General features: G+C 66.5%; 14 protein-coding genes. 4 read left to right on the top strand and 10 right to left on the bottom strand.

Annotated features, from left to right (window positions below; translation table 11 throughout):
- Positions 1–26 precede the first annotated feature (26 nt).
- On the bottom strand, positions 27–1,187 hold the full coding sequence (locus BMI01S_RS08045; protein WP_042288850.1) for a 2-aminoethylphosphonate--pyruvate transaminase: 1,161 nt from the start codon (positions 1,185–1,187) through the stop codon (positions 27–29).
- A 122-nt stretch (positions 1,188–1,309) separates the two neighbouring features.
- On the opposite strand from BMI01S_RS08045, the gene BMI01S_RS08040 reads away from it, so the two are divergent.
- Entirely contained in the window at positions 1,310–2,167 is an 858-nt protein-coding gene (locus BMI01S_RS08040) for a LysR substrate-binding domain-containing protein (protein ID WP_028213129.1), read from the top strand.
- Positions 2,168–2,197: 30 nt separating this feature from the next.
- Here the strand turns inward: BMI01S_RS08040 and BMI01S_RS08035 are convergent, their stop codons facing one another.
- Together BMI01S_RS08035 and BMI01S_RS08030 are read right to left on the bottom strand one after the other, a co-directional pair.
- Positions 2,198–2,419: a hypothetical protein gene (locus tag BMI01S_RS08035; RefSeq protein WP_028213128.1), complete on the bottom strand. Its 222-nt coding sequence runs from the start codon at positions 2,417–2,419 to the stop codon at positions 2,198–2,200.
- A gap of 265 nt (positions 2,420–2,684) precedes the next feature.
- The gene (locus BMI01S_RS08030) at positions 2,685–2,981 is read right to left on the bottom strand and encodes a YciI-like protein (protein WP_028213127.1); all 297 of its coding nucleotides are present in this window, start codon (positions 2,979–2,981) and stop codon (positions 2,685–2,687) included.
- Between the two features lie 206 nt (positions 2,982–3,187).
- Between BMI01S_RS08030 and BMI01S_RS08025 the strand changes: the two genes are divergently transcribed.
- The 3 genes from BMI01S_RS08025 (at position 3,188) to BMI01S_RS08015 (ending at position 4,949) form a co-directional block, all read left to right on the top strand.
- Positions 3,188–3,508 carry a PsiF family protein gene (locus tag BMI01S_RS08025; protein ID WP_028213126.1) on the top strand — a complete coding sequence of 107 codons (321 nt, stop codon included), beginning with the start codon at positions 3,188–3,190 and terminating at the stop codon, positions 3,506–3,508.
- Positions 3,509–3,802: 294 nt separating this feature from the next.
- Positions 3,803–4,246 carry a hypothetical protein gene (locus tag BMI01S_RS08020; protein WP_028213125.1) on the top strand — a complete coding sequence of 148 codons (444 nt, stop codon included), beginning with the start codon at positions 3,803–3,805 and terminating at the stop codon, positions 4,244–4,246.
- 115 nt (positions 4,247–4,361) lie between these two features.
- Positions 4,362–4,949 carry a BPSL1445 family SYLF domain-containing lipoprotein gene (locus tag BMI01S_RS08015; RefSeq protein ID WP_028213124.1) on the top strand — a complete coding sequence of 196 codons (588 nt, stop codon included), beginning with the start codon at positions 4,362–4,364 and terminating at the stop codon, positions 4,947–4,949.
- 39 nt (positions 4,950–4,988) lie between these two features.
- On the opposite strand, the gene BMI01S_RS08010 is transcribed toward BMI01S_RS08015, so the two are convergent.
- From BMI01S_RS08010 to BMI01S_RS07980, 7 genes are all read right to left on the bottom strand, one after another.
- Positions 4,989–6,056, bottom strand: coding sequence for a glycosyltransferase family 4 protein (locus BMI01S_RS08010; RefSeq protein WP_028213123.1), 1,068 nt, complete (start codon positions 6,054–6,056; stop codon positions 4,989–4,991).
- Between the two features lie 249 nt (positions 6,057–6,305).
- Positions 6,306–7,472 (bottom strand): AAA family ATPase, encoded by a 1,167-nt coding sequence (locus BMI01S_RS08005; RefSeq protein ID WP_028213122.1) that lies wholly within the window; start codon positions 7,470–7,472, stop codon positions 6,306–6,308.
- Between the two features lie 97 nt (positions 7,473–7,569).
- Positions 7,570–8,976 (bottom strand): alpha,alpha-trehalose-phosphate synthase (UDP-forming), encoded by a 1,407-nt coding sequence (gene otsA, locus BMI01S_RS08000; protein WP_028213121.1) that lies wholly within the window; start codon positions 8,974–8,976, stop codon positions 7,570–7,572.
- Between the two features lie 90 nt (positions 8,977–9,066).
- Entirely contained in the window at positions 9,067–10,350 is a 1,284-nt protein-coding gene (locus tag BMI01S_RS07995; RefSeq protein ID WP_081716100.1) for a mechanosensitive ion channel family protein, read from the bottom strand.
- 265 nt (positions 10,351–10,615) lie between these two features.
- Positions 10,616–10,978 carry a Rap1a/Tai family immunity protein gene (locus BMI01S_RS07990; protein WP_028213120.1) on the bottom strand — a complete coding sequence of 121 codons (363 nt, stop codon included), beginning with the start codon at positions 10,976–10,978 and terminating at the stop codon, positions 10,616–10,618.
- Positions 10,979–11,067: 89 nt separating this feature from the next.
- Complete coding sequence (locus BMI01S_RS07985; RefSeq protein WP_042288845.1) at positions 11,068–11,793, bottom strand: ankyrin repeat domain-containing protein; 726 nt, start codon at positions 11,791–11,793, stop codon at positions 11,068–11,070.
- Positions 11,794–11,860: 67 nt separating this feature from the next.
- Positions 11,861–12,646, bottom strand: a complete 786-nt coding sequence (locus BMI01S_RS07980; RefSeq protein ID WP_028213119.1) for a TatD family hydrolase — start codon at positions 12,644–12,646, stop codon at positions 11,861–11,863.
- Positions 12,647–12,655: the final 9 nt, after the last annotated feature.

The following is a 12,655-nucleotide window of genomic DNA, read 5'->3' as shown; positions in this document are numbered from 1 at the left end:
GTGAGAAGTGGTGACGGATGCGGGCATCAAACCGCGAGCGCCTCGCGCGCGCCGAGGTCGAGCGGCGCGGGGGCCGCGCTCGCCACGCCGAGCGTGCGCAAGGCTTCGCCGCAAGCGGCCACGACGCGGCGCATGACGGTTTCATCGAGCGCGCCGATGCAGCCGATGCGGAAGCTCTCCACGCTCGTCAGCTTGCCCGGATAGATGATGAAACCCTGCGCCTTCATGAACTCGTAGAAGCGCGCGAAATCGAAGGCCGGATCGGCCGGCGAGAAAAACGTGACGATGATGGGCGAGCGCCAGCGTTGCGTGAGCAACGGCTCGAAGCCGGGTCCTTGCATGCCCTCGACCAGCACGTCGCGGTTGCGCGCGTAGCGCGCGAGACGCCCGGGCTGGCCGCCTTCGAGCGCGTGCAGCCGCAGTGCCTCGATGAATGCGGCAACCGCGTGCGTGGGCGGCGTGAAGCGCCACTGGCCGGTGCGGTTCATGGCGTCCCACTGGTCGTGCAGATCGAGCGAGAGCGAGTGACTTACGCCCTTCGCGTCGCGCAGCACTTCTTTTTTCGCAATCACGAAGCCGAAGCCCGGCACCCCTTCGATGCATTTGTTCGCCGACGAGACGAACGCGTCGCACGGCAGGGTGCGCACGTCGAGCGGCAGCGCGCCGAACGCGCTCATCGAATCGATCAGGAGACGCCGGCCCTGGCGCGCTGTCACGGCGGCGATCTCTTCGATCGGGTTGAGGATGCCCGAGCTGGTTTCACAGTGCACCGCCACGACGTGCGTGATGTCAGGGTTCGTGGCGAGCAACTGCTCCACATCGGCCGCGCGCGGCGGCAGGTAGTCGCCCGTGTCGTGGACCGTGTGGCGGCGGCCGAGATAGCGCAGCGTCGTGGCGATGCGTTTGCCGTACGCACCATTGGCCAGCACGAGCGCATGGCCGTCGCGCGGCACGAAGCTGCCGAGCATCGCCTCGACGCAATAGCTTCCGCTGCCCTGCAGCGGCACGCAGTCGAATTCGCCGCGCTCGTCGCCGGCGATTTCGAGCAACGCGGCACGGAGTTGCGCGGTCATCGCCCGAAAGTCGGCGTCCCACGAGCCCCAGTCGCGCTGCATCGCGGCCTTGGTCGACGCCGCGGTGGTCAAAGGTCCGGGGGTCAGGAGATACGGCTCGGCAGGAAGGGACATGCGGGCTCCGGTAGGCGCAAAAGAGTCGATGCCGACACGTTAGCGCAGCGCGGGCCATCGGTAAAATCGATATAATCGATGTGCATATAACTTGCACTTATCGGCGCATCAAGGGGCATCGCATGCAATATGCGCAATTGCGGGCTTTTCACGCAGTCGCAGAACACGGCGGATTCTCGCGCGCCGCGCGGGCGCTCTCGCTTACGCAGCCCGCCGTGTCGGACCACGTACGGCGGCTCGAGCAGGATTTCGGGGTCAAGCTGTTCGAGCGTGGACCGCGCGGCGTCGAACCCACCGAACTCGGACGGCGGCTCTTTGCGCTCACGCGGCAGATGGTGGGCTGCGAGCGCGATGCGCGGCGGCTGCTCGAAGCCGCGGGCGCGCTCGAATCGGGCGAACTCGCGCTCGCGGCCGACGCGCCCGACCTCGCGATCAAACTGATAGGCGCATTCAGGCGGCGTTATCCCGGGGTGGTCATCAAGCTCACCATCGCAAACGCGACGGAATGCATGCGCCGCGTACTCGCGAGCGAAGCCGATGCGGCCATTACCGCCGCGCGACAGGTGCATAGTCGCTTGCAGGCCCGCGTGCTGCGCGAAGAACCGTTGGTCGCCGTCGTGCCCGCCGAGAGCCCGACCGCGAAAAAGCGCCGCATGACCTACGAGGAACTCGTGCGCGAGCCGATGGTGTTTCGCGAAACGCATTCGGTAACGCAGCAACTGCTCGAAGCGGAGCTGGTGCGCAAAGGCCTGCAGGTGCAACCCGTGCTCTATGTGGACGGACGCGAGGCGCTGCAGACCGCCATCGCGCATGGCGTGGGTGTGGGGGTGATCGCGCACGCGGAGTTTGGCGAGTCGCGGCGCATTCGCATGCTGCCGCTCGTGGACTGCCAGGTGCGCATGGTCGAATCGCTCACGCGCCTTGCCGACACGTCCTCGTCGAAGCTGCTCGACGCGCTCTTTGCCACGCCGCTCGTCTGAGCGGAAGCGAGCCTGGCCACACGCGAGCGCTCACGACACGACGATCTCCGTGGCAACCGCATGGAGCAGATCGCGCAACGTCTCGGCCTGGTCCATGCGCGCGCCGTGGCGCAAATGAATCCGCAGCGCGCGGCCCGCAATGCCATCGACCGGGCGTGCCAGCCACAGTTCGACTGCGAGCCCGAGCCCGTCGGGCGCATCGGGCACGACCGGTTCGACGACGCGGGGCTTGAAGGAGACGGATTCTGACATGGCGGGCCCTTCGGTGGCGGTATCGGGTTCATCGTAACGAGGCTGTGCGCCCGCGCCAAACGAGAAATCCGCGTATGCAAATGAGCGCGGCCCGCCATTGAATCGCGCTGACGCTGGTATGCGCGCCCGCCCGGCATGAACGCTGCCGGCGAGCCCCATGGCCGCGCGCAAGATCGAGCCGCCCCGGAGCCGGACTTCTTGCCTCGATTGCTGCCGTCGTGCCTTATCGCACCCTATTGCACCCTATCGCACCCCTATCGCACCCCTATCGCACCGGATTCGAAGCGTGCTCGCCCACCACCGTTTGCCACGGACGCACACGCCAGTTCTTCACGAGACCGGAGCACACGTAAGGGTCGGCGCGCGCAAACGCTTCCGCAGCGGCCGGGCTGTCGCCCTGAAAGAGCAGCAGCGCACTGTCGACGGGATCGGCGATCGCGCCCGCGAGCAGCAGTTCACCGCGTTCGGCCGCGGCCCAGGCGAGCGCCAGATGCGCGCCGCGGTGCTCGGGGCGGAGTTCGAGGTAATCGTCGGCGAGTTCGTACATCAAGAGGTAATGCATGGGCGTTCTCCGTGCTGTTGCGGCCGAAGTGGGCTGGCGGGACGGCCGCCGATGACCGTCGGGCAGCGGCGTCTTCGTCAACCGAATACGCCGCAGCGTCGTTTTAATGGCGGCTACGCCAATAATAGCTGCGCGCTGGAGGTGCGCCCGCCATTCACGGCCTGGCCGCACGTCTACCGACAACGTCCAATTCAAGGGAGTCAACGATGAAGATGCAATCCGTCATTGCTGCAATCGTACTGGGCGGCGTGCTGGCCGCTCCGGCGTTCGCGCAAACGGCCGCGCCCGCCTCCGCGCCCGCGGCGAATAGCCAGCAGAACAAGATGAAGGACTGCAACGCCAAGGCCGGCGACAAGAAAGGCGACGACCGCAAGGCGTTCATGAAGCAATGTCTTTCGGCCGCCGGCGCCCCGGCACCCACGATGACCCAGCAGGAACGCATGAAGGCGTGCAACACGCAGGCCGGCGACAAGAAAGGCGACGACCGCAAGGCATTCATGAAGCAGTGCCTCTCGACGAAGACCTGAGCGAAGCGTCCGGGCCCACTGCCCAACGTCAGGATCCGCGCGCCGCAGCGTTTGCTGCGGCGCTTTTTTATGCGCGGTGTTGTGCACTGCAGCGTTTCACTGTTAGCCGGCACGCGGGCCTTGCGTTGTGCGAATCATCGGCGGTCTGCGCGCAATCGCGTCTGCTCCCCCCATTCGGCCGCGCCGTTTTTCTCCTATGATGGCTGCAGCGGCGGCCCTTCCCCAACGACATCCCACATAGCCATCGGGCCGTCGCGTTGACGTTGATGCCAAAGGTATCGAACGGAGGCGCAGATGGCATGGAGACACAAGAACCGCTGGTTTCGCCGCTGGCTGATGGTGATCGTCTTCTGGCTCGTGCCCGTGATGATCGTCGCGGTGCGTGAGGCTCAGGACGAGATGGCGTATAACCGCGCGGACCTGCAACACGCGCTGGCCACCTGGACGTTCACGGATGCCCAACGCGCCGCGGGGGCCCCGCTGCGCTGCCACGGCACGCCCGAAACGGCGCGCGCGGCCGGCTGCCCCGCCGACGTGCTCGCGGCGAACGCCAGGCGACAACAGGACGCGCGTGACGAATACGCGGTGCGGCGCTCGACGCTCGCCGGCTACCTGTGGCGTGCGTTCGTCGGCTACTGGGTCGTGCCTGCTGCAGTGCTGCTCGCAATCGGCGTGCTGATCGGCGGCGTGAAGCGCGCGTTGCGGCGGCCCACGACCAAGCCGGTGCCCGAGCACTAGACGTCATTGCGAGGCCGACCCTTCGTGCGGCGTTCGCCCTGCGCCGCCTCGACGAACGGACTGCAACGTTCCTGTATAACCGATCAGCGGCGCCCGCAACCCAACGGAGAACAAGATGACCGTATCTCGCTTCCTCTTGAAGGCCTCAACCGCGATCTTTCTCGGCGCAGCGGCGCTTACGGGCTGCACCACCACCGGCAGCCAAACGCCTGACGCTGCCGCCAATGCGTCGCGCGCCCAGTCGATCGACGCCGATGTCGACGCCACGTTGTCGCGCCTCTATCAAACCGTGCCCGGATCGCGCGATCTGGTCGGCAAGGCTCGTGGCATCCTGGTGTTTCCGCGCGTGATTCAGGCAGGTATCGGCGTAGGAGGCGAGCACGGCGACGGTGCGCTACGCGTGGGCGGCAAGACCGTCGGCTTCTTCAGCACGTCTTCGGCATCGGTTGGCGCGACGCTGGGCGCGCAGTCGAAGTCCGTCATCTACCTCTTCATGACGGACGAAGCGCTCGCCAAATTCCAGAATTCGAGCGGCTGGGCGGTGGGCGGCGACGCCTCCGTCGCGCTCGTGAAGGTCGGCGCGAACGGCACGATCGATACCACCACGGCCACTCGTCCCGTTGAAGTCTTCGTGCTCACCAATAGCGGGCTGATGGGCGACCTCTCGCTCGGCGGCACGAAGATCACGAAACTCGAACTGTAACGCGCATCTTTCGCGTTAGCGCGCCCGGCGCGCGGACGCTCAGGTCGCGGACGTATCGATCACCTTGAAGCGCGAGCGCTTGTTCGCGCGGATCACGGCCTCGTACGCCTGCACGTACTCCTGAGCCATGCGGTGCGATGTGAAGCGCTCGTCGAACCGACGTCTCACGCCTGCGCGCGAAATGTGCGAGATGCGGTTCACTGCCGCCACGGCGCCGATCTCGTCCTCGACGATATAGCCCGTCACGCCTTCTTCGACCACCTCGGGCACCGCGCCGCGATTGAACGCGACCACCGGCGTGCCGCACGCCATCGCCTCGATCATGACGAGGCCGAAGGGCTCCGGCCAGTCGATGGGGAACAGCAGCGCATGCGCGCCGGAGAGAAATTCGGCCTTCTGGCTGTCGCTGATCTCGCCCACGTACTCGACATGCGGCAACGCGAGCAACGGCTTGATGTCGCGTTCGAAATACTCGCGGTCGGCCTCGTCGACCTTGGCCGCGATGCGAATGGGCAGACCGCAGCGGCCGGCAATCCGTATTGCGGTATCGACGCGCTTTTCCGGCGAAATGCGGCCGAGAAACGCAAGGTAACGCGGCGCCACCGGCTGCGGCACGTAGAGCTTCTCCGGCAGGCCGTGGTAGACGGTGCGCAGCCAGCGCGCCTGGGGCATGGGCTGGCGCTGCGCATTCGAAATCGAGATGACGGGTGCCGTGTTGAACGTGTCGAACACCGGCTGCTGCTCGGGCAGATCGAGACGGCCGTGCAACGTCGTCACGAACGGCGTTTCCTGGCGCTTGAACACGGAAAACGAGTAGTAGTCCATATGGAAGTGCAGCACGTCGAACTGGTCGGCCTGGCGGCGCACCATTTCCATGAGGAGCATGTGCGGCGCGATGCGGTCGCGAATGCCGGGATCGAGCCGCAGCGCCCGCGGCCACACGGGCTCGAGCTTCGCGCTCGTGAGCGAATCGCCGCTCGCGAACAGCGTGACGTCGTGCCCGAGATCGACCAGTGCTTCGGTGATATACGACACGACGCGCTCGGTACCGCCGTACAGCTTGGGTGGAACCGACTCGGTCAGCGGGGCGATCTGCGCAATTCTCATCAGGTGTCTCTCCAGAAAACGGGGCCGCGTTGCGCTGTCTTGCGGTGCGGGTCATTCTAAGCCAGGCGGGGGCCGGCCTCCGCGCCGTTCGAGCCTCGTTCGGGTTCGCACGGAGTCGCGCAGGGCCCGCTTCGGGCACGCATCGGCTACGCAGCGATCGCCCCATTATTCGGCAAGCCGGGCGCGCGCGCCGCTGGTCTTTCAATTTTCTATATGGTGTTACATGCCGAAACAACCCCCGTGTTTCCCCTACCTCGCGGGCCATTTCCACGCGGGCACGTCCAGCGTTTCGGGATCGGCGAATCCGGTGGCGCCAAGCCGCCGTTCAAGCACGATAGACTGGTTCCCCGCCTCGCGCTCCAGCGCCGCGACGAGTCGCGCCGCGTGCGAAACGACGATGACCTGCGACAGCTTCGACGCTCGCGCGATGAGCCTCGCGAGCGACGGCAGCAGGTCCGGATGCAGGCTCGCTTCCGGTTCGTCGAGCACGAGCAGCCCCGGCGGACGCGGGCTCAGCAGCGCGGCCGCGAGCAGCACATAGCGCAAGGTGCCATCGGAAAGCTCGGCGCCGCGCAGCGGCCGCAAGAGCCCTTCCTGGCGCAGCGCGATCTCGAAGCGGCCCTCGTGATTGACGATTTCGATGCGCGCGCCCGGAAAGGCGTCGCCGATCGCCATATCGAGCGCTGCGCCGTCGCCGATCTCGCGGATCGTCTGCAGCGCGGCGGCGAGGTTCGCGCCGTCGTCCGTAAGCACCGGCGAGTGCGTGCCGATCTGCACCTGGCGCGCCGCCGCGTACTCGTCGGTGCGGAAGTGGTCGTAGAAGCGCCACGAGCGGATCTGCTCGCGTACCGCGATCATCTCGGGCGCGCTGCGCGGGTCGGCGAACTCGGTCATCATGCTGTCGAAGCTGGCGACGGGCTGCGCGAGCGTCGTCCACTCGCCCGAGTCGTCGCGGATGCGGATCATCGGCCCCTGGCGGTCGACGAGCAGCGCCGAGGGCCGCAGGACCGGACCGCTCCAGATGCATTCGCGCTTGATCACGGGATCGAGCGAAAACTGCGAGGTCGACGAAGGCAGCGGCAGCCCCAGATCGATGGCGTAGCCGAAGGCGTCGCCGGCGAAACCGAGGCGCAGGCTCACCGCGTCCTTGCGCACCGTGCCCTGCACCGCATGCTCGCCCTCGGCGACGGCGCGCGAAAAGCGCTCGGGGCCGGCCCACAGCGTGGATTGCAGACCGCCCTCGCGCGCGAGCGACGGAATCACGCCGCCGCGCGCCGTGAGCGCGAGCAGACGCAGGGCGCGATAGAGATTCGACTTGCCGCTGCCGTTCGGACCGGTCACGACGTTGAGCGCGCCGAGCGGCACGATGAGCTCGCGCAGCGAGCGGTAGTTGGCAATGGCGAGCGTCGTCAGCATGAACGTGGCGGTGCGGGTCGGATCATCGGAGGATCATACGCAATGGCGCCAATGCGTCGTCGCTCGCCGCGCGCGGGCGCGCTCAGGATGGGCGTTATTAACGCGCTTGCGGCACCGCCGCGAGATCGCGCAGGAAGCTGTCGCGCCACACGCCGAGATCGTTGCGCCTGAGCGCCGCCATGTTGGTCTGGTAGCGCGCGCGGCGCTCGTCGAGCGGCATCGAGAGCGCGCGCTCCAGCGCCTCGGACATGCTCGCCGCATCATGCGGATTCACGAGCAGCGCGCCCGTGAGTTCGGCGGCGGCGCCCGCGAAGATCGACAGCACGAGCACGCCCGGATCGTCGGGATTCTGCGCGGCCACGTATTCCTTCGCGACGAGGTTCATGCCGTCGTGAAGCGGCGTCACATAACCCACCTGCGATTCGCGAAACAGCGACATCAGCTTCCAGCGGTCGTACTGCTGACTCAGATAGCGGATCGGCGTGTAGTCGAGGCCCGAGTAGCGGCCGTTGATGCGGCCCGCCTCGCGCTCCAGTTCCTCGCGTATCAACTTGTAGCTGGCAACGTCGGAACGCGTCGGCGGCGCGATCTGCACGAGCGTGACCTTGCCGCGCCATTCGGGCGTCGTCTCCAGCAACTGCTCGAACGCATGGAAGCGCTCGACGAGCCCCTTCGAATAGTCGAGACGGTCCACGCTCATGATGAGCTTGCGTCCTTCGAGGCTCTGCTTGAGGTCGAGCACGTGCTGCCGGCTCTCGTAGCGCGCGGCCTGTGCGGCGATCTCGTCCGGGAACACGCCGATGCGGTAGACGCCTGTGCGCAGCTTGCGGCCATAGGCCTCGACGTCGCCATGCTCTTCGTTCGCGGCCCGCATGCTCACCTTGCCGTGCGCTTCGCGCGCAATGTAATCGTGAAACGCCTGCTGGTCGTTGCTCGTCTGGAAGCCGAGCAGGTCGTAGCAGGACAGCGATCTGACAAGCTCGTCATGCGGTGGAATGGTCTGCAGCACCTGCGGGGCAGGAAACGGAATATGCAGAAAGAATCCGATGCGGTTACGCACGCCCTCGGCGCGCAGCGCTTCCGCAAACGGAATGAGGTGATAGTCGTGAACCCAGATGTTGTCGTCCGGGTGGATCAGCTTCATGAGCTTGTGCGCGAGCCAGGCGTTCACGCGACGGTAGCCCGCGTATTCATCTCGCTCGTAGCGCGCCAGATCGTTGCGGTAATGGAAGACCGGCCAGAGCGTGGCGTTCGAAAATCCTCGGTAGTACTGATCGTAGTCCTTGCGCGTGAGGCCGACTGTCGCGAAGGTGACGGGGCCGTCTTCGACGAGCATCGGGCCCGCGTTCGCCACCGTCTCGCTCACCACGTCGCCGCTCCAGCCGAACCATACGCCGCCGGCGTCCTTCAACGCGCCGAACACACCGACCGCGAGCCCGCCCGCCGAGCCCTTGGTTTCCGTCGGCGTCGCCACGCGGTTCGAGACGACTATGAGTCTGCCCATCTTGCGGTTCCTCTTTCTGTCTTCACGCTGCTGCGTCGGCGACGGAATCTCCCCTGGCCGGTGCCGTGCAGCAGTTGTGCTTCGCCGTCCTCATCCGCTTTCGCGGCGGCCGGCCGTGACAGGCTCGCGCGCGTTGGCCGCTCCCGCGTCCGCCGTTGCGTCGGGCGGCGGCCAGTGCGCCTCCCGCTCTTCGTTGTCGCCCGGCACACGGGTGCCCGTCACCGGATCGGCCTCGGTATGCGCCGCCGTGCTGCCCGCCGACTGCCGCGCCTGGCGCCGCACGAACGACGGCACGGCACTGCTTTCGAGATCCGCCGAGACCTCGGCGCGCGTCCGTGGCAGGTACTGCGGATAATGCTCGTTCACGAAATCGAGCAGCCCTTCGCGTACGCGGCACCGCAAGTCCCAGTTGAGCCCGGAATCGCGCGAGCTCACCAGCACGCGTATCTGCATGGCGCGCTCGTTCGCATCGGTGACCTGCAGAACCTGCACGCGGCGGTCCCATTCCGGCGCGCCGTCGACGATGCCCGCGAGCGCCTCGCGCAGCGGCGCGAGCGGCATGCGGTAATCGAACCACAGGAACACCGTGCCGATGATCTGCGAGCTGCTGCGCGTCCAGTTCGTGAAGGGATTCTCGATGAACCACTGTAGCGGGACGATGAGCCGCCGCTGGTCCCAGATGCGCACCGATACATAGGTGCCCGTGATTTCCTCGATGCGCCCCCACTCGCCCTGGATCACGACCACGTCGTCGAGCCGGATCGGCTGGGAAAGCGCGAGCTGCAGACCGGCAATCAGATTGCCGAGCACGGGGCGTGCCGCGATACCGGCGACGAGACCGGCGACACCGGCCGAAGCGAGCAGGCTCGCGCCGATCTGCCGCACGTTTGGAAAGGTCATGAGCGCCGAGCCCACGCCGACGATGATGATGAGGACCATCACCGTGCGCGCGAGCACGCGGGCCTGGGTGTGGATGCGCCGGGCCTGGAGGTTGTCCGCGATGTCGAGCGGATGCGCGGCGATGATCGCTTCGCCGATGGCCGCCGCGCAGCGCACCGAGAGCCAGGTGATCGCGGCGATCAGCGCGAACGCGCACAGCTCGCGCAGGCCGCCGATGTGCCTGAGCGTATCGGGCGCCTGCCACCAGACGAACTGGAGCGCCACGATGACGAGCACGGCGAGAGCCGGCTTGCGCACGTGGCGCAGGAACAGGTTCACGCGCGGATACGGGCGCGCGACGCGCAGCAACACGCGTCCGCCCAGCCAGTGAGCGGCCAGCGCGAAGACGAGCGCGAGCGCGCTCACGAACAACGTGCCGAGCCAGTTTTGCAGCGGCGCGTCGGCGAAACGGGAAAGATCGTCGAGTGTCGGCATCTGCGGCCAGTTCCTCCTGAGCATCCTGAGCAAAAAGGCGACGCCTGGAAACGGCACGGGCGCAGGCCCGCGGACGAAAACGGCGCGGCTCGACCCAGGTTTGGCACAGGCCAGGCCGAATCGGGGCGGCAAGCGTCCTGATGCGCCTGGCCGCGGTGTCCGCTTACAGATCGACTCGCGGCGGCCTCGATGACGAGCGGCGCGGCAAGGGATTTCGCCGCGCCGCGCTTCCAGCTGCACAGCGACAACTCAAAACCGCCCGGCTTCAGCTCCCGTTGCCGGTCTTGCAGGGAAACGCCTTGCCGAGCCCGAGCGAGATGGCCGTGCTGGCGTTATAGCCGGCCACGTTCGGGTTGTCGGCGATGTACTTGCGCACCGCGTCGGTCAGCTGGGTGGAGCGCGCGTCCGCCGGCAAACAGAAGTATTGACCCACGCGCGGCCCGGTAGTGCCGCCGATGGCGTCGATGGTGTTGAAGATGCCGTCAGCGGCACCTTCGATGTAGGCAGCGCACGCGCTGCGCGAAGCCAGGTCGGTCTTCGTGCACAGGCGGTTGAGGTCGCTTGCCGTGAACGCGAAAGCGGAGAGCGGCAACGCCATCGCGCCCGCACAGATCAGAACCCGCAGCATGGTTCTCCTTGAGATGTCGAGGGAAGCGGCGCCTTGCGAGCGCCGCGGGGCGGCCATGCCTGTTCAGATCGTGGCCGCCTTCAACCCTATTATTTTGCACTGTTTTGCGGCGCTGCCGTATTCGCCGTGGGAAGGCCAGCCTGGGTCATGCGCGCCGTGAGTTCCTTGATCGCGTCCGGCGCCTTGTACTGGCGCGCGAAGTCGAGTGCGGTCATGCCGATCTGGTTCTTCGCGCCGAGCGTCGCGCCCTTCTCGAGCAACAACTGGAGCGTCGTGAGATGGTCGCCGCGCGCGGCCATCATCAGCGGCGTCGTGCCGTTGGGCGACAACGCGTTGACGTCGGCCGAATAGCCGATGAGCAGCTTCGCGACGTCGTCGTTGCCATTCGCGGCGGCGTAGTGCAGCGGCGTCCAACCCTTCTTGTTGACCTCGGCGCCCTTCGTGATGAGGAGCTTGACCAGATCGATGTCGCCGTTGAGCGAGGCGAGCATCAGCGCATTCTCGCCCGCGCGGTCTTCGGCGGCGATGTTCGTCTTCGGGTTGTCGAGCAGCAGCGCTCCGACCTTGTCGGACTTCTCGCGCGCGGCCAGCACGAGGAGCGGCATGCCCTGGTCGTCCGTGGCGTTCGGGTCCATGCCGTTCGCGAGCGCCTTTTGCACGCCCTTCTCGTCGTCGAACTTCACGCTCTTCACGAGCGAGTCGATCGGAGCAGCGTGCGCCCCGGCGCCGATCAGCGCGGCGGCGGCGCCGAACACGAGCGCGGCGGCGGTGCGGCGAACCGGATGGGCGGCGGGCGAAAGCGGTTTCAAGTTCATGTCAAGCCTTAGCGTTATCTTCTAACTCGTTGATATTGAATTTCATTGGCAGGACGCGGTTCCCGATTCAGGCGGGTGGCTGAAGCTTGAAGAGCCGGAAAAAGTTCTGCGTGGTGGCAGCGCCAAGTTCGGCGTCCGGCAGCCCGCGTTGCTGCGCAATGAATCTTCCGACATGGCTGACGTACGCAGGTTCATTGGGTTTGCCTCGAAATGGCACTGGCGCAAGGTATGGCGAGTCGGTTTCGATCAAAAGGCGATCGATCGGCGTGCGGCGCGCCACTTCCTGAACCTCCGTCGCGCTCTTGAACGTCACGATGCCCGACAGCGAAATGTAGAAGTTTTGCGCCAGCGCACGCTCGGCGATGGCCCACGGCTCCGTGAAGCAGTGCATCACGCCGCCGGGCACGCCCGCCCGCTCTTCCTCCATGATGCGCAAGGTATCGTCCGAGGCCGCGCGCGTGTGGACGATGAGCGGCTTGCCCGTGGCGTGCGCCGCGCGAATATGCGTACGGAAACGCTCGCGCTGCCATTCCATGTCGGCGATCGTGCGCTCGCCCAGTCGATAGTAATCGAGCCCCGTTTCCCCGATCGCCACGACCTTCGGGTGCTGCGCCAGCTCGACCAGTTCGGCCACGCTGGGCTCCCCCATGTGCTCGTGATCGGGATGGACCCCCACCGACGCATAGACGTTCTCGTAGCGGCTCGCGATGTCGAGCACCGAAGGCAGCGTTTCGAGGTCGACGGACACGCAGAGCGCATGCGTGACCGCGTTCGCGCGCATGTTCTCGAGCACTTGCGGCAGGCGGTCGCCGAGGCCCTCGAAGTTGATATGGCAGTGTGAGTCGACAAACATGGATGGTCC

It is taken from the genome of Paraburkholderia mimosarum LMG 23256 = NBRC 106338 (assembly GCF_000739815.1).
Lineage (GTDB): Bacteria > Pseudomonadota > Gammaproteobacteria > Burkholderiales > Burkholderiaceae > Paraburkholderia > Paraburkholderia mimosarum.
The sequence above is the reverse complement of the archived record's forward strand: the minus strand, read 5'-3'. Positions and strand labels throughout refer to the sequence as shown.